The organism is uncultured Paraglaciecola sp., from assembly GCF_913020055.1.
Classification (GTDB): Bacteria; Pseudomonadota; Gammaproteobacteria; order Enterobacterales; family Alteromonadaceae; genus Paraglaciecola.
The window spans coordinates 1-23230 of sequence record NZ_CAJWCF010000076.1; the positions used below are offsets into that span (position 1 = coordinate 1).

Below are 23230 nucleotides of genomic sequence, written 5' to 3' on the forward strand. Positions count from 1 at the left end.
TATTAAAAACGCGCTATACCAAGAAGAATTATCCTGCACTAAAATAAAAGGCTTTCACCTCAAAAAGACTAAAACAGGCGGTACATGGCGACTTCGTTATAGTGACTTAGCTAAAAAGCGTAAGGTTATTACCCTTGGTCGCTTTATAGACGGGACTAAGGACAGAATTGAAGCTTTTGATCTCGCTGTTAAGTATCGTGGCAACATTAAAGTCGGTGGTGATCCTTTATCCGAGGTAGAAAAAGAATTACAGCAACGCCAGATAAAACACGCTGAGAATTTAAGCAGTACCGTAGGCTCATATTTTTATGGTGCTTATACCTTGCACCAAGAAGATAAGTTAGACGACGGTAAGCATAACCTTGGTTTCATTAAGCGGTATTTCTCAGACTGGTTTGATAGGCCTATGAGCGATATAAACAAGCAGCACTTAAAATCATGGCAGCTAGGCATGAAAAGTAAAGGCTTAAGCCACGCCACTATTCAACGCTCGTTTGGCGCGCTCAGAACAATGCTACGGCATGCTGTTGAAGAAGAAGTCCTTGATGTTGACCCGACAGCTAACTTTAAGTTAGCGCCACCTACGGCCGCAGAAAAGCTTGCTAAAAATGATGGTTCAGACAAAAAGAAAAGGCGCATGCTTACTGATGAAGAACTGGCTGGAATTAATAAGGGTGCTAACTTATTTAATGCTGAGTGTATCGAGAAATTAAACAAGCCTAATTGGAATCGGCCTATACCAGTTTGGTTTTATCCTTTCTTTAGATTGGCTGCATATTCAGGATTTAGAACGGGTGATCTATATTCACTCAACTGGAATGAGTTGAACCTGCAGTTTAGACGGTTAATCAAAACCCCAAGAAAAACATTGCATCACAATGACCCAATCACTGTTGACTTACCTTTAGACGACGGGATTACCAAAGTATTAAATGATTGGCATACGTTTTTAGGCAAGCCAACTAGTGGCCTTGTATTCCCAAACATGCAAACAGGCCAGCAAATGGACAAGAAAACACATGGCAAACACTGGAAAAAGGTTTTACGCCTTGGCGGTGTTAAAACTGAAATAGACTTTTATAGCCTGCGTCACCACTATTGCAGCAAGATGGCTTCAAGCGGTGTTCCACTTTTTGAAATTGCAAAGTTAGCAGGGCACAAGAGCACTAAAATGATCGCTGACCATTACGGCCATTTATCAGCCAACGCTGGTAAGAATGCGCTAGCGTTTGTCTCAGGCGACTTTGATAGTCCATTTGACACAGTGGGGGATGCTGTTAATGCTTAAATCATTACTAGTCAAAGCTCAACGAGGTGATAAAAAAGCTAGAGTGACCATTTTGGATGAATATAGGTTACTGATAAAAAAGGGTGAAGAAGTGCCAAGTGATTTGTTTGATTTTGTACATGGTTTTCTAGAAAGCGTGACGAACGAATACAGAACATCTAAAGACGGCCGAGTGTCACTAAATCAATGTTTCCCAGACTCTCCAGCTAAAGAATCTAACCATGTCAGGAATCAGGACATAGTTAAATTTGTTAGACACGCTAAGTTGATTTTAGGGCAGGGTGATCATGAAGCAGTATTAAGTGCGGCTAAAAAATTCAATAGAAGCGAACAAGCTATTTATTCGGCTATTAAAGCTTATGCGAAGGAAGCGGGCAAACGAATGTTTAAAGAAATAGGCGCGGATATAACCGAGTAAAAGCACAGCGCGTATAACCCTAGTATTCCGTTTGTACTCTTAACAAACGGAAATATCATGACCTATTCAACAATTTCAGAATCTAAAAAATCAGACCATCTAAACGAAATGTTACGCACAAAACAGGCTGCAGCCTTGCTTGGTGTTTCACTTGTGACCCTATGGAGAATTGGAGAAAGAGACACTAATTTCCCATCAAAGATACGTATTAGCTCGCGTTGTGTTGGTTATCGTCGCGGTGACTTGTTGAAGTGGCAAGAATCGCAGATGGGGGCTTAATCTATGAGCTACCACAAAGAACAAACCCCAGCGCCAACTGGGGTTCTACCAACAGACAACACGCAAATGGAATCTAATCAGCAAGGTAATAATAGCCTTAATGAAAAGGTAATACCAATCTACAAAACAATAGAAAACACTAGCACCAATACGTTTGTAAGTTTTGCAGATCTAGCAGAAATGGCTAGAAATCCAACAGTAGGAATAAAAGACAATGCAAGTGCTCTTACACCATATAAAGCGAATGCTAAGACAAAAGCTACGGCACAAAAAAGTTTGTTTTATTCATTGGTTCAAGATCACGATGACGACGACCAAACAAAGCAAGAAATAAAAACCACATATGATCGGCGTGATTTAGCCTATCTTGCTTTTACGTCTAGTACTCATGAACTACCTAAGCATGAAGTGATTGGTAAAAGATGGAAAGTAGTCATTCCATTAGAGCAGCCCATAGACTTTGAGCGCTACGCAATGATAGCTCAGGGACTCACTGAACTACATAAAAGTGACAAAGCACAAAGCAGACTGCAGCAAGTGTTTTTCGCACCCAACAAGGTGAGTGAAACAGCCTCTTACGAGTACATAGACGAGCTTGAAAGTAGGCCTTTGATCAATGCGCTAGATGATAATAACCCGCTTATTAGGGATGCTCTGAGGGCGTTTCACGATGCCCAAAAAAAAGAAGTAATCCTGACAAAAGCAGCCAAGCCCAAACCAAAGCCAAGAGCAGCAAACGCGGATAACAGCATAATAAATTTGGTATGTGATAGCTACGATCTCAGAGCGGTACTAGAAAGCGAAGGTAACCGCAAAATAGGCTTAAAATACCTATCACCACATAGCAGCTCAGGCAAAGCCGGAATAGTGATATTGATGGGTGATGACGGCAAAGAACGCTGCTATTCACATCATGGTGAAGCTGATCCACTATCCAGCCTAAACAATAACGGCCATGCGCTTGATGTTTTCGATGTTATTTGCATCTTGGGCTTTAATGGCGATGTTGGTAAGTGCGTTGCTCACTATGCTAATGAGCTTGACCCTGATGGGCAGAAAAGCAGGCAAAAAGAACACATGGAGCAAAAGGACAAAGTTAGTGTTGATGACTTTGAAGTGCTAGCAGTAGAAGCCAAAAAAGATACTAACAATGTTTTTACTTTACCTGATTACCCGCAAGAATTACTTAACTTGCCTTATCAATTAGGTGAGCTACAAGTTTTTATCCTTAACCGCATGACCTATCCGTCAGTTGCTACGGCTGGATTTACGGCGCTAACTACACTTACGGCTTTTGCTCAAACCAATATCACGATCAAGTCGCGTGATGGTTTAGGTCTGAACGAGTATTACATGATTCTAGCCCCGACTGGTTTCGGCAAAGAGGATTTACGCAAACCCGCTGAGATATTGGATAGAAAATCAAACGAGGCTGCCTTATCTAACCATTTGAGCGGCATATTGATAAACGACTCGAGCGTTAGGTTTAGGCATTCAGCCCCAGCTAGTACACAAGGTATTCATCAAATTTTAGAAGGTAATCGTTCAGTGTTCTTTCTATCTGATGAATTCGCAGAATGGCTAAGGTTGAGCCACAAAGACTTAACTAAACAAGCCGCTCTTGGTTATCTAATGCAGGCATACAGTAAGGCATTATCCGTTATTGAGCCAGGTCATGCAGTTACCACCAAATATGAGCCAGTTGAAAACCCGCGCTTAAGTATATTGGCTACAAGTACCGCTGAGGCTATGTTCGAAACCATGACACGTGAACAGGCCGATAGTGGCGCATACAACCGATGGAATATGTTTGTAGGTGAACAGGAATTACCGCAAAAAGTATATGACGGGCTAGTCTATGAGCCAGAAGATGAGTTAGTGAGCTTCATAACTTGGGTAAAGAGTCATCCCGAATGCGAGATTAAATTTAGCCAAGCTGGTTTTAAGGAGTTTATGCGATTAGACCAAAAGCTATCTGAACCCATTAAGCGAAAAGATGCTCTATTGGGCGGTAGGCTAGGTGAACAATCAATCAAAATAGCAGCATTGTTAGCCTTGTCTGATAAGCGCTTTGTAATGAGTGCCAGCGACATTAAAACGGCATTTAATATTCGCGTAGGCCTTTACCGTAGAGCAGCAGCCTTGACCGCTCATGAGGGTAATATGGACGGGTTACACTCAACAGGGCAGGCACTAAAACAAGTTAGAGTAATCTTTGAAAAATCCCCTATGGTGTATAAATCACAGCTAGGCACAAAGAGCCGAAAATATTCAAAGTTAAATCTGTATGAGCAAAAAGCTGTGATTGATGCGCTCATATCAGAAGGTGTTGCGTCCCAATGCGTACAAAGTAAGGCGGTATTAGTCTCGCATATCTGCAAAGGGGGTGCGTTATGAGTTGCCGCCCAAGAGGCTATGCAGATTGGTCTCCACAAAAAAAAGCAATTGGAATAGTAAATCAGGTTAAAGATATTTTGGAAGAAGAAGCGGAATATCTACCATTAACTATTAGGCAAATATTTTATCGGCTTGTTGCTCGCGGTGTGATTGGCAAAGATGAAAAAAGCTATAAATCATTGTGCGAGTGTTTGAACAAAGCAAGGCGGGCTAGCTTTATTAGTTTTGATGATATTAGGGATGATGGGTTTAGCGCGTTCAATTGGGTTGGTTATAACAACTACGACCAATGGATTAGAACCACAATTCATTGTGCTGAAAACTTAGAGCTTGATAAACAGCGCGACCAAAAAACACGCCTAGTCGTATGGTGCGAAGCGGGCGGTATGGTTCCGCAGCTTGAGAGGTTTGTTAAAGAGTTATCCATACCAGTTGTTAGTAGTGGTGGTTTTGATTCGTTATCTACTAAAAAAGTAATGGCAAGCGAACTTAGTCGAATAGTCACTGATGGTCAGGATATTCGCGTATTGCATATTGGTGACTATGATCCAAGCGGTGTAACTATATTTACAGCATTAGCTGAAGATGTGAGCGCATTCGCAAAAGCTGATAGTGGAGTAACCATGAGCTTTGAGCGCATTGCTGTGCTGCCTGAGCATATCGACGAGTACAACTTGCCTACATCACCACCAAAGATAACGGATGTTCGCCGTCAGTTTACGGACGATAGAACAACACAGTGTGAAGCGTTAAAACCTGAAACGCTAAAACGTATATTGTTATCAGCGATTCATCGTTATGTTGACGAGGACACGTTTCAGGATGCAGTGTTTGAGCAACGTGAAGCAAGAGTTGATGCGATTAGTACACTCAAGCAGTTAGGTTTTAGCGGGTAAGCAACTATTTTAAGACGTTTTAATACAAGATTGTCTTAACTCGCAAAGCCTTTGTTAGCCTGTCTTGTAGAGTAGTTGTTATATATATTAAGACACTAATACACTATACCTATACCTTTTCTCTTCTATTTGGGTGGAGGGGGTGTATTAATGTCTTAATTGTCTTAATTGTCTTAATAGACCGGCTAAAACAACGGGATAAAAAATCAGCTAAAAACCGCATCCTACCCCTTAAAACATACCAGCAAGCACCCTAATTAGGTAGGGGCCTATATTCTAAAGGCCTTTATTCATAAGGGTGTCATTCTGAAATAACGCCAAACGCAAACATTCGCAAACATTAACGTATAATTACTCCATAGATACAGCGCATATACGGGGCAGTTACATTGCAAAAGCAATACATTCCGCAGAAGGATAATATAGCAAACTGGCTACGAGATTTAGACGGACGCACAGCCGTCGCTCAAGAGCTACGACAACGCCAAACATCACTATCAGATGACTTGGGCGGGGTTGAGTCATTGAGCTACCAGCAACGCGCATTAGTAGACCGCGCCATATTCCTTGAATTTCATCTGCAACAGCAAGAGCTAAGGCTGGCTAAAGGTGCTGATTTTGATACTGGCCAATGGGTTCAAGCGGCTAATTCTTTAAGCGGTATCTATTCAAAGCTAGGCCTACAGCGTAAAGCAAAAGACGTATCCCTGAGCCAGTATGTTAGCGGTGATGCTAAGTGAACATAGTTGATGCATCACTTGATCCTAACCTATTCGGTGAACAGTTCAGTGATGATAGCTTTAACAATTGGCGCACCTTGCTCAAGGCCTTTTACGGCCTGCCATTTGATGAGAAAGACTTAGAAGTATATCAACAGCTAACAGGGCGCACAGTAGCCCCTGAGCAGGCCATGAGAGAGCTATGGCTAGTTGTTGGGCGCAGAGGTGGCAAAAGCCAAGTAGCCGCCCTGATAGCCGTATATGAAGCATTCTTTCATGACCATAGTGCAAAGTTATCAGCAGGCGAATTAAGCACTGTTATGGTCATTGCTGCAGACCGCAAACAAGCGCGTTCAGTGTTCAGATACATTAAAGGTTTAGTCGGGTTATGCCCTATGCTTAAACAGATGGTGCTGCGCGAAACAACCGAGACATTAGAGCTTAACAACCGTTCTGTTATTGAGATAACCACAGCCAGCCACAGACGCACAAGGGGCTATACGTGCTCATGTGTTATCGCTGATGAAGTGGCGTTCTGGATGATAGATGGGGCTAACCCTGACAAAGAAATCATCAACGCTTTGCGCCCGTCATTGGCTACCCTTGGCGGTAAGCTATTAGCCTTGTCTAGTCCATACGCTAGACGCGGCGTTTTATATGACGCATATAGAGACAACTTTGGTAAAGACAGCAAGCGCATTCTAGTTGCTCAAGCACCAACCGCCCTAATGAATCCTACTTTAGACCCTGCAGTAATAGAGCAGGCATATAAAGAGGACCCAGCCAGCGCCTCAGCAGAGTATGGCGCACAGTTTAGAACTGATGTTGAATCCTTTATCAGCCGCGAAGCTGTAGAAGCTGTAACCATCACTGACCGCATAGAGTTAGCACCGGCTAGAATCAATCGCTATGTAGGTTTTGTTGATGCTGCAGGCGGCTCTGGACAAGATGCAATGACAATGGCAGTTGCTCACATGGACACTAAATCAAACGTTGCCATTGTTGATGCTGTTAGATGCGTAAAGCCACCATTTAGCCCCGAACAAGTGGTGACAGAGTTTTGCGCTTTACTCAAGTCATACAGGATCACACGAGTGATAGGTGATGCGTGGGGAGGTGAGTTTGTCAGAGATCAATTCAAAAAGCGTGGCATACATTACCAAGTAAGCAAGAAAGATAAATCAATTATTTATGGGGAGTTATTACCGCTTATAAATTCTCAAAGGGTCGAGTTACCAGACATCAAACAGATGCGAGACGAGCTAATAGGCTTAGAGCGCAAGAACACCACGAAACCAAGAATAGACCATGCTCCAGGTCAACACGACGACATGATCAACGTAGTTGCAGGGGCTTTGGTATTCGGCTCTCAAAAAGACAACCGCACCATTGCATCCAGATTAATTTGTTAACTATAAAAAACACATAAGAGGCTTTATTCATGCAGATTACAACATCAAAAAACAAACAAGTTTTATCCAAGAAAGAAATTGAAAGAGCGGCCAACTTTGAAAAGCTGGAAATGTATTCACAGGGCAAAGGCATAGCCAGTTTTGCAGGTGGTTTCCCTGTAGTTAATAACTTAATACCAGAGATAACCGACATCGTTACACATGCAAGCTCACAGGCTTACAAAATATATTCTGACCAAACACGAACCAAGATGGATCAAGTACGCCTAGCCTCGAAGTTGGCGAAAGATGCGGAAAGACGTTTGCTTTCAGTCGGTGAAAAGGTATTTCAAACAATCAAAGATAACGGCGTAAAAGTCGATTCTGCATTTACAACCATGAAAAGCAAAGGCGAGACCAGCGACCACCCTAGAAGCCAAGCAATCAGAGAACGCTTACAAAACATGGAATATGGCGAACTACGCGAAACCTTATCTAGTAATGAACATGTAGCGGGCATTTTTCTAAGTGATCCGAAAATGCTTTACAGCCTTGATGATAAACAGCACTCAGTTGTAAGAGATGGTCTATTGAGTAAGCACCATCCAGAAGCGTATGAAGCCATGAAGTCACAAGACTTTTACTTTAAAGCTTATGAAGCGGTGCTAGGCAACACACAAGACTTAGTTAATATCATCGCAAGCAAAGAAGATGTAAAAAAAGCTGAATCTATGCGATTTGAAGTTTAAAGCCCTAGCTACTCACTAAGGTATGACACCTGAGCAACGTGGTTAAACGGCTCTTTTTTAAAGGTGGTTTATGAGCAGGCAAACAGTTTGGTTAATGTTAAACAAGGGCGACAAAATGCCACGAATTAAAAATGATTTAGCTGTAGATATTAGAAGCGATTTTGTAACCCGTATGCGCTCAATAGGTAAGAAACCAAAAGAGATTGAACAGCTTGATAGGTTTCTAGTGGCTTGCCTGCAGAATGTTAATGATTTGGATAGAGTGGCTAAGCAGAATCAAGCCGACTGACTTTTTATACGCATTTTGTGTCGGATTATTTTACACATTCGAAAATTAAATTTATTAAAAACCCTTAACTCATTGTAATTATTGAATATAGTAATTCTGGCGCGCTTGGTGCTTTATGCTTATTACACGATGAATTATCACTTTAGCAATTACCTTCCAAGGAAGGGATTAAAAGGAATATCAAATGGATAATAAAATGTTGAAAATGGCTTTTGCTAGTTTGGTTTTGGGTGTTAGTAGCTTTGCTAATGCTGGATTGGTTTTATTGGCAGACTTGAGTGTTGAAAACACAATTACCCTTACTGCAACATCAGGGACATCACTTGCCACAGTGAGCGGTCGTGACTCTGAAGGATTTTATCTAGCAGATTTTTTTGATTCTGCGTTACCCCTATTATATACCTTAATATCTGGCAATCTAACCAGTGCAAACAACGCTAGCAATAATACTCCGCTTTTATTTAATCATTATAGATCTAGATCTAAAGGCTTAAATGTGTATTCATTTACAAATGACGCTAAAATGTTGTTTACGGCTGGAGAACTTGCATTTAGCGGACAAGCAAGCTGGAATGTTGACGCTGCATCATATGCAAGTGCATTAAACGGAGCGCAAAGTGGAAACGTATATGCCCCCGCGGATAGAGATAGAGATATAGCAAACGCAACATTGATTGGAGCTTGGGAAGTGATTGGCGCAACTGACGTACCCGAACCATCTACCCTAGCCATCTTCGCGCTAGGCCTAATGGGTTTAGCGTCACGTAGATTTATGAAAAAATCTTAATTTAGTTAAAAGCTATTCTAGAAGCATCTGCCAATCGGTAGGTGCTTTTTTTTTGCGTGCTGTTTAGGTGTAGGAAAATGTTTGCATGCAAACAGGGGTAATTTGATTAATGTTTACTTCTTGTTTACTAGGTGAGGTAAATAATTGAATTTTATTTTTGAATCGGGCTACAGCCCTTTAGAATTGGTACAACCGAGTGGACTCGAACCACCGACCCCTACCATGTCAAGGTAGTGCTCTAACCAGCTGAGCTACGGTTGTATTAATTTACTTCTTCGCGGCAAATACTGCGCGTTGAAGCGGCGCGTATAATAACGACGAGGCTATTTATCTGCAAGCCCTTTTTTGATTAACTTAGTGTGATCGCGCAGCAAACGTACAATCTTAGCTTTCTTCTAGATATATCGTTGTATTAAATAGGTAAGACAATTATATTTTGTACGATTACTGTACAATTTGTAAGTTGCCACTATGCTTTTAACATTCCAAACAACGGCTTTAAACCAGATCTGACATCTGTTTTTGTAAACATGTCCTGCTGTAAAATCTGGGTTGATATTTTCAGGAGTGAAAATTGACACACACGGCATCCAATCAAGTTAAAACTATCATCCCATTCACAGCGGGTGATGGTTTAGAACTGAATCTGATTAACATTAAAAATCCCCATGATGTAAGCAAAGGTCCGGTGATTGTGGTGCATGGCGCTGGTGTCAGGGCAAATATATTTCAAGCACCGGTAGACCAGACCATAGTGGATGTTTTGATAGAGCAAGGATATGACGTTTGGTTAGAAAACTGGCGGGCAAGTATTGATTTTAAACCTATGCTTTGGACGTTAGATCAAGCCGCGGTTTATGATCATCCTTATGCGGTACAAAAAATCTTAGAGGTCACTGGAGAACGTCAACTAAAAGCAATTATCCATTGTCAAGGTTCTACCAGTTTTACCATGTCTTTAGTGGCGGGGTTATTGCCGCAAGTCACTACAGTGGTGAGTAATGCGGTTTCTTTGCACCCCGTAGTGCCAAGTTGGTCTAAATTTAAACTCTATTGCATGTTGCCTTTAGTTAAATTGATTACCGATTATCTGAATCCTCAGTGGGGAGTTAAGGCACCAACTCTTGCGGCAAAGTTAATTAATTCTATGGTTATGTTGACGCATCATGAGTGTGATAACCCTGTGTGTAAACAGGTGAGTTTTACTTACGGTAGTGGGTGCCCCGCATTGTGGTCCCATACCAATCTAAATGAGCAAACTCATGAGTGGCTTAGTCAAGAGTTTGCTGCTGTACCCTTGCGATTTTTTGCGCAAATTACCCGTAGCATTAAGCGTGGAAATTTGATTTCGGTCGAGTTGGATAATGTTTTACCACAAGACTTTACCCAATATGTTCCTAAGACCTGCGCCCGTATTGTGTTTTGTGCAGGGCAGAAAAACCTATGCTTTTTAGCTGAGAGCCAACGGCGAAGCTACAACTATTTTGCCGCTATTACTGCTGACTTTCATGTTTTAAAACTCTTCCCAGAATATGGGCACCTAGATGTATTTATGGGTAAAAATACGGCAAAAGATACCTTTCCCTTCATTATCGATGAGTTAAATAAAGGCAACCCACGTTATGTTGAAAATTATACGGAGCGCTTATGAGTTTTCTACCTAAACGCATTAAGGAATATACCGGTAAAAAAGCCTTAGTAGATGGCATTCCCTTTACCTTGCCAGTAGGTGCGACTAATTCACCTGCTTTGATGGCTATATTTCCCTGTGATCTACAGCAAGCTAAACGCTTTTTACCCCAAGGCATTCATCCATTCCGTTTGTGGAACAAGGCATTATTGGTGGTCACTGTGATTGATTATCGTGAAACCACTATTGGAAAATATGTGGAGTACAGCATTGCGTTAGCTTGTACTTATGGCAAAAAGCCAGCACCGAGATTATTGCCTGCTTTGTTGCCTAGTTTTTTTAAAACAGGCCAGTATGTGATTGATTTACCTGTGTCTTCAGAAATATCGGTGAAAGGTGGTAAAGGCATTTGGGGAATGCCTAAACATCAGGCTAGCCTTGATTTTAAGGTGACAGCAGAAAAAGCCAGTAGTCAGTACGATTTAGACGGAAAGTTAGTGACTTACGTGGAAATCGAGTTACCTAAAAAGGTCTGGTTTCCCGTCAAAGTCAAAGCCTCAAATTATTGTTCGTTTCGAGGCATGCTGATGCGTTCAGATATTTTTCTAGATAATAAAGCAGGCTTTAATTTATTTAGTAAGGCTCAGGCCCGTTTTGTTATTGGTGACCATCCAAGGTTACAAACGTTAAAACAATTAGATATTCAAGACTGTATGGCAACTGTGTATTTGCCTTCTATACATGGCATTTTGGATGATCATATAGAGAGCTGGTTTTTAAGCCATGAACAATTGCCTGAACTAGCACCAGAAGGATTAGAGTCAGTAGTTGCTCTTAGTTTAAGTGAAGAGTGGTTGGCACCACCTAATGCAGAGATCCCTGATGAGTGAATTGACTCATGTTCCTCAAGGTGTTGCGCCAGCTGTAGAAGCTGGCATTAAGCGTTCGTTGATTATTCCAGGGGGTGGTTTGCGTTTGTCTTATGCTGCAGGCGTCATTAAAACCCTGTTTGCGTCGGGGTTAACTTTTCAACATATGGATGGCACTTCTGGCGGAGCCTTAAATCTGGCTATGTTGTTGTCTGGTTTAAAGATTGACGATATCTGCGAGCGTTGGGCTAGTTTAGATATGCACGACACAGTGGCATTTTTACCGTTTAAACAGGCGATTAATTTAAAAGAGTTTACTGGCTCTGGCAGCGCTGAAGCATTTCGTACTAAGGTTTTTCTGCATTTAGGTATTGATATACAAAAGATCCGGGCCTCTGAGGGGCTGCAGGCGACATTTAATGTCGGAAATTTTAGTAAGAAAATGAATCAAGTGGTTGAATATCAGGATATTTCTGAGGACTTTTTAATTGCTGGTATGTCTTTGCCTGGTGTTTTTCCTCCGGTAACGATTGATGGGCAGGTGTATTTAGATTCTGGATTTGTGCAAGACGCCAATTTAATTGAAGCGGTTAAGCGCGGCTCCAATGAAATCTGGCTTATTTGGATTTTGGCGAATATCCCTCGTTATCGGACCGGGGTAATAAATAGTTATGTACAGATGTTAGAAATGAGTGCTAATGCTGCGCTGCATAAAGAGTTGACACAAATCGATGATATCAATCAGCGTATCAAACAAGGAGAGGTAGTGTACGGGCATGAACATCCCATTAGGCTGCATTTAGTTAAACCCGCTTCACCTTTACCTCTCGATCCCGATTTATATACAGGTCATGTTACTCATCAACAATTAATTGAGATGGGTAGTCACGATGCCGAATTTTATTTAATCCACAAAACACAGGAGGGGGTTCCTTTTGAACCTCATATAACCGTTATGACAGAAACGACTCTTGGTATTCAATTTAAAGAAACTATGGCTGGTGGTTTTTGTTTAGGTGCTGAAGATCCTAAGCAAGGTAACAACCTAGGTAAACGCAAAGGCTTAGAGTTAGCTATGCACGCTCAAGTTGATATTGATGATATGGACGGTTTTGTGAACGACCCACATCACACTGGTCGATTATCAGGAAACATTGATTTTGAGCCAATGGGTATGGGCATGGTAGCTGATAAAGGCGTGTTTAATTTGTTTTACCCAAATGGGCAACCGCAGATGAAGTTAATGGTTTATGAATTGGGATTTAGCCATGAAGGAAAGGAATATTATTTAGCGGGAAAAAAAGAAGTAAGAGATGATCCTGGATTTGATCTTTGGACAGACACTACAACTTTGTTTACTCAGTTACATCAAGGCAATGATAAAAATGGCCCAGTTATAGGAGCTGGTATTCTAAGTTTAGGGGTTAAAGACTTATTAAAACTAGTTTCAACAGTGACTGTTATTAACGCTCAATCAAATACCGACAAAGTGGCGACGGTTGCGAAATTTGGGCAGTTTTTTATGGGAGAACTGTGGGATAGCTATGTAAAAACCAGTTAATACTGCTTGGAAAGGAAGGAAAAGAGTATGCAATTAGATTACGAAGCAATTGTCATTGGTAGTGGGTTTGGTGGTGCCATTAACGCTTGTCGTTTAGCTAAAAAATGGCCAGGTAAAGTATTAGTTTTAGAAAGAGGGAAACGTTACCCCATGGGCAGTTTTCCTCGCACCCCTCACGATATGTCGAATAACTTTTGGAATGTGGTTAGGGAAAAACAGGAAAATCCTAAAAATACTGGCAGTAAAGAGATGTTTGGATTGTTTGATATTCGCAGCTTTGAACATATGGATGCTGTTGTTGGTGCGGGGTTAGGTGGCGGTTCACTTATATATGCGAATGTATTTTTAGAGCCGCCTGAGCATATTTTTGATCATAACTGGCCTGATAGCTGCAAAAAAGACGTACTTCAACCATATTACCAAACCGCTAAATCGGTTTTAGGTGCCAGGCCCATTCCCGACCAGAGCGCACCTAGACGAGAAGTAGTGCGTACACAATTGTTTGAGCAATTTGCTAAAAGTGATGGCAGAGAATCTGAATTAGTCGATATTAATGTGTTTTTTGGCAATGATTTTAACCAACCAACAGATATAGGTGTACAGGAAAAAAATCGTTATGGTGCAGTACAAACATCCTGTGTGTATTGCGCTGAGTGTGATGTGGGGTGCAATACTCACTCTAAGAACACTACAGATTTAAATTACTTGTTTGTGGCTGAAAATGATTATCAAACAAAAATCAACACCATGACGCTGGTGGAAAAAATTGTACCGCTAAATAGCGCTGGGGAGGAAGATCCAACTATCAATGGTGAGTATGGTTACAAAGTGATCTGGCTCGATTTAAATAACAATAAACATGAAGTATCCGCAACAAGTAAAAGAGTCATAGTTTCAGCAGGAACTCTAGGCACCAATGAATTGCTATTACGTTGCCGTGAAGTGTTTAAAACGTTACCCAATATTAATCAAAATTTGGGACGGCACTTTTCTGGAAATGGCGATTTTTTATCGTTTGTGATCGATGGTGAAAAACCTGCTGACCCTAATTATGGCCCAGTGATCACTCAAAAAATAGATTACAACTTGTATCAAGATTTTAAGCCTGGTGAAGCTTATATATTAGAAGACGCTAGTTTTCCTAATTTTGCCTCTTGGTATACCGAAGGTTTAAAGCCGGGGGTTTTACAAATATCTGGCTTGATTCGTACCTTAAATATGCTTTTTAAACGATTCGTGAGAGGTATCAAAACTGGACGGGTAGGTTATGCATTTCGTGAGTTACTTAAAAATGATGCGGCTTACACTACATCTGTATTGTTGTGTATGGGGATTGATAATAGTGCGGGTAAAATGAAGTTAGATAAACACGGTTTTCTTAATCTTGAATGGCCGTTTAAGCAAAATCAACCTCTGTATAATGCGATTATGGATATGGGCAAACGATTTACACGCTGGGCAAATGCCAAGGCATTTTTACCCATGCCAAATTTTTTCTGGCCACTAAAAAGTAACGTAACTGTGCACGCTTTAGGAGGGTGTAAATTAGCTGACAGTCCAGAAGTAGGAGTGACTAGCGCTAGTAAGGAAACTTTCGGTCAAGTCTTTAATTATAAGGGCTTATATGTTGCAGACGGTTCTTTGTTACCTACTGCCGTAGGTGCTAACCCTGTAGCGACTATTTCTGCACTGTCAGAGCGAGTGGCAGAAGGCATAACAGGTATCGAGCCAAATCCAAATGGTGATTTATAGGCTAACTAACGTTGGCCTGGTTTTATATTGCACCGTTTAAATAGGCTTTGCCAAAATTGTATGTGTTGTTGCATTTCAGCTTGATAGTTTTCAAAACCTTGTTGATGAAATTGCTTGATATAATCTTTAAAACTTGGTGATAAATAAAGGTTTGCCGTCATGTTTTCGAAAATAGGCCCCAGTTGGTATTGATAATGATTTATCTGACTAGCGATGGGCTGAATTTTTTCGATGAAAAATTGCTGAAAAACGTTAGTCAGATATTCCATTTTTTTGTTTGAGGCGTTTCCTGAACATTGAAGGCTCTGTGTATTTTGTAAAAGCCATTTGGTGGAGTGCTGTAAGTTGTCAGCTAATACTCTCTGGCTTAACCATAACTTAGCTGGCAGTGGATTGTTCATTAGGGTTTGCAGGTGTTGCTCTAGTGCTGCGCTATTAACTTGTTCATTTTGGTTTAATTGTAGCAAATAACTTAAAGTCTCTTTGATTTGACTTAGTCCATCACGTTCGTTGCCTTCTACTAATCCAACGTTTGTGCTGAATCCATATTTCGTTTCGCTGCTAAGTTGCATTAAGTCAGCCCAAACTAAGGGTAACTGTTCGGTTTTAACTTGTTGCCATTCTGTTAGTTTCTCCTGTAGTTTTGGCTCTAAAGTGTCTATCAGACATTGATTTAATGCATCGATTAAATGCCTTTCATAAATATATCGAGTAGAAGGTAATTGAAGGTTGCCAAGAGAAGTGTTGCGTTCAGCAACGAGTGAATATAATTCACAATGTTTAAGAGTATAAAACTCAAAAAGTTTAATTGTGGTAACAGGAAGGTTTTGTTTTAAATCTTTGATGGAAGGATAGGGCGGCAAACTGGTTTTTAGGCTGTTTTGGTTTGCAACATCCAAAACGTTTGCCATTCGCTCTTGGTATTCTTCTATATGACTTTGCAGCGATTGCTTGTTGTGACAACCAACTGTTGTGAACATCACTAATAGAATAAACAAGCAATCTCTCACTATTATTACCCCTTCGTATATGAAGAAATACTGCGTCCCCCATCAACAGCGATTATTTGCCCAGACACATAGGAGGCTTCAATTAAAAATTTAATGGCATGAGCGATATCTTGCATTGTACCGAGTCGCTGGGCAGGGACTTGATTGAGGATTTGTTGTTTATCATCATCATTTATTTGCATTTCAGGCCACAATATTGCGCCTGGGGCTACACCATTAACACGAATGTCAGGGGCTAATTCTAACGCCAAAGATTGAGTCATAGTGACTAGCGCTGACTTTGCCATACAATAAAGTGTGTGGTCTTTTAATGGTCTTGCAGCATGAATATCTACCATATTAATAATGACGCCAGTATTTTGTGCTAACGCTTTTGCACAATATTGGGATAAAAATAATGGTCCTTGCATATTGCTGCCAACAAGGCTCTGCCAGTCGTTTTCAGTAATCGTGCCTATCGGAGTGGGATAAAATGAAGAGGCGTTGTTAATTAATACATCTAATCGACCATATGAATCAATTGCTTGTTGGCCGATCCGTTCGATGCAAGATAAATCGGATAAATCGCCTTGCACCAACATTGCTGACTTTGGCCGAATTTGATTGAGTTCTAGGCACAGCTTTTCTGCTTCTAACCTAGACTGATTGCAATGCACAACAATGTTTGAGCCAAAGGAATGTAAATATTTTGCTGTATGCGCACCAATTCTTTTGGCACTACCTGTAATGAGGGTGATTTTGTTTTCCATTTTACTCAAACTTAAGCGATTAAAAGTTAAGGATATATCTGAACGATGTTAAAGAATAGGGGGCATGAATCACAAAGATAAATATCCCATAGATTTTCCTAATCAAAACTAGGAATCTAAGTTTTTTAGCGTTATTTTTGCACTCTCGATATATTGACCTCCAAAAAGTAACGCATGATTTAATACATGGTAAAGTTGATATATAGGTTTGCGATATTGATAGTCGGATTCAATCGGCCAAATCTCATCATAACCGCTATAAAAACTATCAGGGAATCGGCCAAATAATTCTGTCATAGCTAAGTCGGTCTCGCGATCACCATAATAAAACGCAGGATCATACAATACAGGCTGATTTTTATGGAAACCGGCATTACCTTGCCAAAGGTCGCCATGTAACATAGATGGAGTAGGGTTATGCCCTATGAGCAAACGTTTAATCGATTTCACTACACCCTCAATATTAGCTAAAACATGACCTTTTTCAGATAAGAGTTGCAGCATAAACCCAATACGTTGTTCGGCAAAAAAACAGCTCCATTTTTTTTGCCAGAGATTAGATTGCGGAGTAAGGCCAATAAAATTGTCTTCTTGCCAGCCATACATTTGTTGTGTGTGGTTTTTATGTAATTTTGCCAAGTTTTGTCCAAAGTGAAACCAGGTTTTTTCGTCTCCTTCACTCATAGCAAGATGTTCTAAGACCAAAAAGCTATGATCGGACACTACACCCATACAAATAACCTTGGGGACTTTAAATAGAGTTGGACTGCTTAAGTGATCTAAGCCTTCTGCTTCCGCCTTAAAATTGGCCAGTTGTATTTTTCCATTGGTTTTAACAAAAAAACGCTGTTTACCATCTGATATTATAAAGGCTTGATGACTGTCTCCAGCATTAACTTGACGAATGTCATCGCAGATGAAATCTTGTTGTATACACTCACTGATTTGTTCACTAATAAAGTGCCACATGTTCAGGCCTTGTTAAGCATGTCATTGGCTAATTATGGTGTAACTATCAAAATTGTATGGTCGATTAAGTTCTTTATAGTGAGGTTTTTATATTAATTGGGAATGTTGATTGGCTGGTACTCATCAATTAAGATCACTTTGTTTAAATTTTGAAAGGTTTTAAACATCGAGCTAATCAATTCTTTGTTGGCAATAAAAGTAGGTAAGTTGCCACCTGGGTTACCTCCTCCTGTGTAGGTAATTTCACTTTTTCCATTTTCAATTTGAATGGCTTTCCATATTCCATGCATGTTTTGCATACGCACATATTTTGAGTTGTGTGGTGTTGTATTGCCTCTATCGGATATTTCAATTTGAACCACACCGTCAATAATTGTGGTTGAAGAAAGAAACACCATGTCACGATTTTTTACTGGCCATGGCGCAGCAAAGAAACTATTAACCAAGCGTTCTGTTGGTGATATTTCTTCCAGTACTTTTACCTCAAGGCAATTGTGTATCCACTGCGGGGAAAACGTCACATCATCAAGCAAGGCAACTAATGCATATGGATTAGCATCGACAGTAGTTTTAACCAATATCTGTTTAAAGCCGGAATCGTTTTTCTTGCTATAGATACTGACATTCTTTTTTTGTTTTTCTAGCTTCCAATCTTCTGCCCAGCCGTTATTACTGTTTAATAACGTCACTAAGGTTATTAAGTAAACAGCTGTTTTTATTGCTTGGCATTGCATCACTAAACCTTATCTCGTTATAATAACCCTATAAGTTCTGATGGTAGCAGAGCTTCTTTTTTCAAAGCACCCTTTTTTGGGTGTTTTTTATTTTTATCAATCGGTTTTCAATTAAAGCCGACTCTCAACATTCGCATGTGGCGCTTGGTAGGTGTCACCACTGCATAAGGATTCTGATATGCCCGTAATTACTCTTCCCGATGGCAGCCAACGCCAATTTGAAAATGCTGTATCTGTATCTGATGTAGCCACTGATATTGGCCCTGGTTTAGCCAAAGCCACAATCGCGGGCAAAGTCGATGGTGTGCGTGTTGACGCACACGACTTAATTGAAAACGATGCTCAGGTGCAAATTATCACCGCCAAAGATGACGATGGATTAGAAATTATCCGTCATTCTTGTGCTCACTTAATCGGTCACGCAATTAAGCAACTATATCCAGATGCAAAAATGGCAATTGGTCCAACTATCGATAACGGTTTTTATTACGATATTGACATGGAGCACTCATTGAATGATGAAGATCTTGTTAAAATTGAAAAACGTATGTTGGAATTGGCAAAAACTAATTACGACGTAGTGAAGAAAGTAGTGACTTGGCAAGAAGCCAGAGATGCTTTTGAAGTCAGAGGTGAGTCATACAAAATACAGATCCTTGACGAAAACATAGACAAAGACGACAAACCTGGCCTGTATCATCACGAAGAATATATCGATATGTGCCGTGGCCCTCATGTGCCTAATATGCGTTTTTGTCAGCATTTCAAATTAATGAAGGTAGCGGGTGCGTATTGGCGAGGTGACAGCGACAACAAGATGTTGCAGCGCGTATACGGCACAGCTTGGGCTGATAAAAAACAACTCAAAGCTTATTTAAACAGACTAGAAGAAGCAGAAAAGCGCGATCACCGTAAAATTGGTAAAGCTTTAGATTTATTTCATTGGCAAGAAGAAGCGCCTGGTATGGTGTTTTGGCACAATGATGGCTGGAGTATTTATACTGAGTTAGAGAAATTTATCCGTGGCAAATTGCGTGAATATGATTATCAAGAAGTGAAAGCGCCGTTGATGATGGACCGTACCTTATGGGAAAAGTCTGGTCATTGGGATAAATATGCCGAGAATATGTTCACCACTACTTCAGAAAAACGTGAATATGCGATTAAACCTATGAACTGTCCAGGTCATGTGCAGATTTTCAACCAAGGTTTAAAGTCTTATCGTGACTTGCCTTTACGTATGGCTGAATTTGGCTGTTGTCATAGAAACGAACCATCCGGCGCGTTACATGGCTTAATGCGTGTTCGTGGGTTTACTCAAGATGATGCACATATTTTCTGTACCGATGAACAAGTGTTGGCTGAAGTAGGTGGTTGTATCGATTCAGTTTACGAAATCTATAAGATTTTTGGTTTCGAGAGTATTTCAGTCAAACTTTCTACTCGCCCAGAAAAGCGAGTGGGCAGTGATGAAGTTTGGGACAAAGCTGAGAAAGAATTAGCAGAAGCATTAACCTCTAAAGGTATCGAGTTTCAGTATCTTCCAGGCGAAGGAGCTTTCTATGGTCCGAAGATTGAATTCACTTTACATGATTGCTTAGATAGAGCTTGGCAATGCGGTACAGTACAACTCGATTTCTCTATGCCTGGCCGCCTTGGTTCAACTTATGTCGCCGAAGATGGAGAGCGAAAAGTACCTGTTATGATCCACAGAGCCATTTTAGGTTCTTTAGAGCGTTTTATTGGTATTTTAATTGAAGAATATTCTGGTCTGTTTCCACTTTGGTTGGCACCGACTCAAGCCATTGTGATGAATATTACTGATAAACAGGGCGATTATTCGAAAAAAGTAGTCAAAATGCTAAAAGAAAGTGGAATTAGGGCCAAGTCGGACTTGAGAAATGAGAAAATAGGCTTTAAGATCCGCGAGCACACGCTGAGGCGTGTCCCATACTTGCTTGTTGTTGGCGATAAAGAGATGGAAAGTGGTGAAATTGCCGTGCGTTCACGCAAAGGTGATGACCTTGGTAAAATGTCTATAGAGGCATTTATCGCTAAAACCATGTTAGAAGTTGACAACAAACATATCTGATTAATTTTGCGGAGGAACAACATATTAAAAGCGCTAACATGAAGGCTAAAGATTCGAACAAAGCTCGAATCAACGAAGAAATTACATTAAATGAAGTACGTTTAGTTGGTAAAGATGGTGAACCTTTAGGCGTAGTGTCTATTACAGAAGCCATGGACACCGCTGAGCAAGCCAATTTAGACTTGGTTGAAATTAGCCCTAATGCTGAGCCGCCAGTATGTAAAGTAATGGATTACGGTAAGTTCTTGTTTGAAAAAAGCAAGACACTTAAAGAGCAAAAGAAAAAACAGAAACAAATTCAGGTCAAGGAGATTAAGTTTCGCCCTGGCACTGATGAAGGCGATTACCAGGTAAAACTGCGCAACCTGCGTCGCTTTTTAGAAGCGGGAGACAAGGCCAAAGTAACGATACGTTTTCGTGGACGTGAAATGGCACACCAAGAAATTGGCATTGAACAACTTAAACGCGTTCGCGCGGATTTAGAAGACATTGCCAACTGCGAATCTTTCCCACATAGGGTAGAGGGTCGTCAGATGATCATGGTACTTGCCCCGATTAAGAAGTAGTTAAGGTCTACAAGTAGTTCGGACTCTGCATCCGTTCTCACCTTGCTGCTAAATATGTAACTTAGATTTTGAGTGTCTGCAACACGATAAATCATTAACAATGCGGAGTTTTAGCAATGCCTAAAATGAAATCCCACAGTGGAGCTGCCAAGCGTTTTAAGAAAACTGCTTCAGGTCGTTTCAAGAGTAAACAGTCTCACTTGCGTCACATTTTGACCAAGAAGAGTTCTAAGCGTAAACGTCACTTACGTGGCAAAAAACTGGCCCATGTGGCCGACACTGCGTTGATTCAACGCATGTTACCTTACGTTTAAAACAGGAGACTTAGAATATGGCAAGAGTAAAACGCGGTGTTGTCGCACGTGCCCGTCACAAAAAGGTACTGAAGCAAGCCAAAGGCTATTATGGAGCTCGTAGTCGAGTTTATCGTGTTGCTGTTCAGGCAGTAACTAAAGCTGGTCAATATGCTTATCGTGACCGTCGCAACAAGAAACGTACATTCCGTCAATTATGGATTGCACGTATAAATGCTGCTTCACGTCAAAATGGCCTATCTTACAGCCGTTTCATCAATGGTTTGAAGAAAGCCTCTGTTGAAATCGATCGCAAGATTTTAGCCGACATAGCGGTACATGATAAAAATGCATTTGTTGCATTAGTAAATGCAGCTAAAGGTGCATTAGCTTAATTTTTTAGCTTTTTAGCTAGATTTTTTAATAAATAGTCTTAAGTTCTTTCAGGAAACGGCGAGCATGATGCTCGCCGTTTTTCTTTGTTAAATTTAAAAGATAAACCAGCCTTTTGGTCAACACTAACAGGTACTTCCAATTTCCCCTTTGTTATTCCAGACTCAAAAAGGTCGCAGTTACACAATCCCAGTCATCATATTCAGTCGACAACCACTAACAAATATCGTTTTTTGACAAAAATTTTCCGGTAATTGAGTGTTTGGTTCAGATAATTGTCAAATAGGCTGACTTTGTGGCAATTGTATCTAGCCTCAAAGTATCGCTTTCGTGTAGAATTACCGGCTATTTTTAAATAGCCTTAGACTTAAACCAAGTCGTTGAATCAAGGCCATATTTTTATATTCAATTTCGGGGACACAATGGATCTTGATGGCATAATCAGTGAAGCAGAAGAGCAAATTAATGCCGCAACGGATGTCAATATTCTTGACGCCGTGCGCGTTGATTTTATGGGTAAAAAAGGTCGGATGACTGAGCTACTTAAAGGTTTAGGCAAACTATCTAATGAAGAACGCCCTGCTGCAGGTCAAAAAATTAATCAGGCCAAACAGAAAATTCAACAGTTGATCCATGCTAAAGGGCAGTTATTACAAACCCAAGAGCTTAATCAAAAGTTGGCCTGTGAAACTATTGATGTGACACTGCCTGGTCGAGGACAAAGTAGAGGTGGTCTACACCCAGTCACCCGCACCATCAATCGTATTGAAAGTTTTTTTAGTGAATTAGGTTTTAGCGTTAAAACAGGTCCAGAGGTAGAAGACGGCTTTCATAACTTTGATGCTTTAAATATTCCTGCGAATCATCCAGCCCGCGCAGACCACGATACTTTTTATTTTAATCCTGATGTGATGTTGCGTACTCAAACTTCAGGTGTGCAAATTCGCACCATGGAAGTAGAGCAGCCTCCACTTCGGATCATTTCACCTGGTCGTGTGTACCGTAATGATTATGATCAAACTCATACACCTATGTTTCATCAGGTTGAAGGTTTGATGGTGGATAAAAACGTGAGTTTTGCTGAATTAAAAGGAATTTTGCACGACTTTTTAAACAATTTTTTTGAACAAGACTTACAAGTTCGTTTTCGCCCCTCCTATTTCCCTTTTACCGAACCTTCTGCAGAAGTTGATGTAATGGGTAAAAATGGTAAATGGTTAGAGGTTTTGGGCTGCGGCATGGTACATCCAAATGTACTGAAATCAGTCAACATTGACCCTGAAGTGTATACAGGTTTTGCCTTTGGTATGGGCGTAGAACGTTTAACTATGTTGCGTTACGAAGTAAATGATTTACGCGCCTTCTTTGAAAACGATCTTCGTTTCCTTAAGCAATTTAA

At 40.6% G+C, this 23230-nt stretch carries 23 protein-coding genes and 1 tRNA gene; 19 read left to right on the plus strand and 5 right to left on the minus strand.

Annotation, left to right across the window (positions count from 1 at the left end; genetic code table 11):
- The 10 genes from QZ488_RS15290 to QZ488_RS15335 all read left to right on the plus strand — a co-directional run.
- Positions 1–1288, plus strand: a 1288-nt coding sequence (locus QZ488_RS15290) for a tyrosine-type recombinase/integrase (RefSeq protein WP_366509046.1), incomplete at its 5' end; no start/stop codon positions are given.
- Entirely contained in the window at positions 1281–1706 is a 426-nt protein-coding gene (locus QZ488_RS15295) for a hypothetical protein (protein ID WP_293750323.1), read from the plus strand. The genes QZ488_RS15290 and QZ488_RS15295, both read left to right, overlap by 8 nt.
- A 57-nt stretch (positions 1707–1763) precedes the next feature.
- Positions 1764–1985: an AlpA family phage regulatory protein gene (locus QZ488_RS15300; protein WP_293750325.1), complete on the plus strand. Its 222-nt coding sequence runs from the start codon at positions 1764–1766 to the stop codon at positions 1983–1985.
- Between the two features lie 3 nt (positions 1986–1988).
- Positions 1989–4382, plus strand: a complete 2394-nt coding sequence (locus QZ488_RS15305) for a hypothetical protein (RefSeq protein ID WP_293750327.1) — start codon at positions 1989–1991, stop codon at positions 4380–4382.
- Positions 4379–5278 carry a hypothetical protein gene (locus tag QZ488_RS15310; protein WP_293750329.1) on the plus strand — a complete coding sequence of 300 codons (900 nt, stop codon included), beginning with the start codon at positions 4379–4381 and terminating at the stop codon, positions 5276–5278. Before QZ488_RS15305 ends, QZ488_RS15310 begins: the two co-directional genes overlap by 4 nt.
- Before the next feature lie 389 nt (positions 5279–5667).
- On the plus strand, positions 5668–6018 hold the full coding sequence (locus tag QZ488_RS15315; protein ID WP_293750331.1) for a hypothetical protein: 351 nt from the start codon (positions 5668–5670) through the stop codon (positions 6016–6018).
- The gene (locus tag QZ488_RS15320; RefSeq protein ID WP_293750333.1) at positions 6015–7409 is read left to right on the plus strand and encodes a terminase large subunit; all 1395 of its coding nucleotides are present in this window, start codon (positions 6015–6017) and stop codon (positions 7407–7409) included. The genes QZ488_RS15315 and QZ488_RS15320 overlap by 4 nt, the downstream gene beginning before the upstream one ends.
- A gap of 29 nt (positions 7410–7438) precedes the next feature.
- The gene (locus QZ488_RS15325; protein WP_293750335.1) at positions 7439–8137 is read left to right on the plus strand and encodes a hypothetical protein; all 699 of its coding nucleotides are present in this window, start codon (positions 7439–7441) and stop codon (positions 8135–8137) included.
- A 70-nt stretch (positions 8138–8207) separates the two neighbouring features.
- Positions 8208–8426 carry a hypothetical protein gene (locus tag QZ488_RS15330; RefSeq protein ID WP_293750337.1) on the plus strand — a complete coding sequence of 73 codons (219 nt, stop codon included), beginning with the start codon at positions 8208–8210 and terminating at the stop codon, positions 8424–8426.
- A 184-nt stretch (positions 8427–8610) separates the two neighbouring features.
- Positions 8611–9213, plus strand: a complete 603-nt coding sequence (locus QZ488_RS15335; protein WP_293750339.1) for a PEP-CTERM sorting domain-containing protein — start codon at positions 8611–8613, stop codon at positions 9211–9213.
- A 184-nt stretch (positions 9214–9397) separates the two neighbouring features.
- Here the strand turns inward: QZ488_RS15335 and QZ488_RS15340 are convergent.
- Positions 9398–9474, minus strand: a tRNA-Val gene (locus QZ488_RS15340).
- 313 nt (positions 9475–9787) lie between these two features.
- Here QZ488_RS15340 and QZ488_RS15345 point away from each other — a divergent pair.
- From QZ488_RS15345 to QZ488_RS15360, 4 genes are read left to right on the plus strand one after another with little or no spacing between them, the layout of a single operon-like run.
- The gene (locus tag QZ488_RS15345; protein WP_293750341.1) at positions 9788–10864 is read left to right on the plus strand and encodes a hypothetical protein; all 1077 of its coding nucleotides are present in this window, start codon (positions 9788–9790) and stop codon (positions 10862–10864) included.
- Entirely contained in the window at positions 10861–11733 is an 873-nt protein-coding gene (locus QZ488_RS15350) for an acetoacetate decarboxylase family protein (RefSeq protein WP_293750343.1), read from the plus strand. The genes QZ488_RS15345 and QZ488_RS15350 overlap by 4 nt, the downstream gene beginning before the upstream one ends.
- Positions 11726–13273 carry a patatin-like phospholipase family protein gene (locus QZ488_RS15355; protein ID WP_293750345.1) on the plus strand — a complete coding sequence of 516 codons (1548 nt, stop codon included), beginning with the start codon at positions 11726–11728 and terminating at the stop codon, positions 13271–13273. The genes QZ488_RS15350 and QZ488_RS15355 overlap by 8 nt, the downstream gene beginning before the upstream one ends.
- A 27-nt stretch (positions 13274–13300) precedes the next feature.
- The gene (locus QZ488_RS15360) at positions 13301–15025 is read left to right on the plus strand and encodes a GMC oxidoreductase (protein ID WP_293750347.1); all 1725 of its coding nucleotides are present in this window, start codon (positions 13301–13303) and stop codon (positions 15023–15025) included.
- Positions 15026–15030: 5 nt separating this feature from the next.
- Here the strand turns inward: QZ488_RS15360 and QZ488_RS15365 are convergent, their stop codons facing one another.
- The 4 genes from QZ488_RS15365 to QZ488_RS15380 form a co-directional block, all read right to left on the minus strand.
- The gene (locus tag QZ488_RS15365; protein ID WP_293750349.1) at positions 15031–16023 is read right to left on the minus strand and encodes a DUF3080 domain-containing protein; all 993 of its coding nucleotides are present in this window, start codon (positions 16021–16023) and stop codon (positions 15031–15033) included.
- A 17-nt stretch (positions 16024–16040) separates the two neighbouring features.
- A complete protein-coding gene (locus tag QZ488_RS15370; protein WP_293750351.1) occupies positions 16041–16784 on the minus strand; it encodes a pteridine reductase in 744 nt (247 codons plus the stop codon).
- A gap of 108 nt (positions 16785–16892) precedes the next feature.
- On the minus strand, positions 16893–17753 hold the full coding sequence (locus QZ488_RS15375) for a fructosamine kinase family protein (RefSeq protein WP_293750353.1): 861 nt from the start codon (positions 17751–17753) through the stop codon (positions 16893–16895).
- Positions 17754–17845: 92 nt separating this feature from the next.
- Complete coding sequence (locus QZ488_RS15380) at positions 17846–18487, minus strand: START domain-containing protein (RefSeq protein ID WP_293750355.1); 642 nt, start codon at positions 18485–18487, stop codon at positions 17846–17848.
- A 178-nt stretch (positions 18488–18665) separates the two neighbouring features.
- On the opposite strand from QZ488_RS15380, the gene thrS reads away from it, so the two are divergent.
- The 5 genes from thrS to pheS form a co-directional block, all read left to right on the plus strand.
- Positions 18666–20579: a threonine--tRNA ligase gene (gene thrS, locus QZ488_RS15385; protein WP_293750357.1), complete on the plus strand. Its 1914-nt coding sequence runs from the start codon at positions 18666–18668 to the stop codon at positions 20577–20579.
- A 38-nt stretch (positions 20580–20617) separates the two neighbouring features.
- Positions 20618–21145 carry a translation initiation factor IF-3 gene (infC, locus tag QZ488_RS15390; protein WP_293750359.1) on the plus strand — a complete coding sequence of 176 codons (528 nt, stop codon included), beginning with the start codon at positions 20618–20620 and terminating at the stop codon, positions 21143–21145.
- A gap of 116 nt (positions 21146–21261) precedes the next feature.
- Positions 21262–21459 carry a 50S ribosomal protein L35 gene (gene rpmI / locus QZ488_RS15395; protein WP_235310366.1) on the plus strand — a complete coding sequence of 66 codons (198 nt, stop codon included), beginning with the start codon at positions 21262–21264 and terminating at the stop codon, positions 21457–21459.
- A 17-nt stretch (positions 21460–21476) separates the two neighbouring features.
- Entirely contained in the window at positions 21477–21833 is a 357-nt protein-coding gene (gene rplT, locus QZ488_RS15400) for a 50S ribosomal protein L20 (RefSeq protein ID WP_007636426.1), read from the plus strand.
- A 420-nt stretch (positions 21834–22253) separates the two neighbouring features.
- Positions 22254–23230: phenylalanine--tRNA ligase subunit alpha (pheS, locus tag QZ488_RS15405; RefSeq protein WP_293750366.1), on the plus strand; the 977-nt coding region annotated here is incomplete at its 3' end.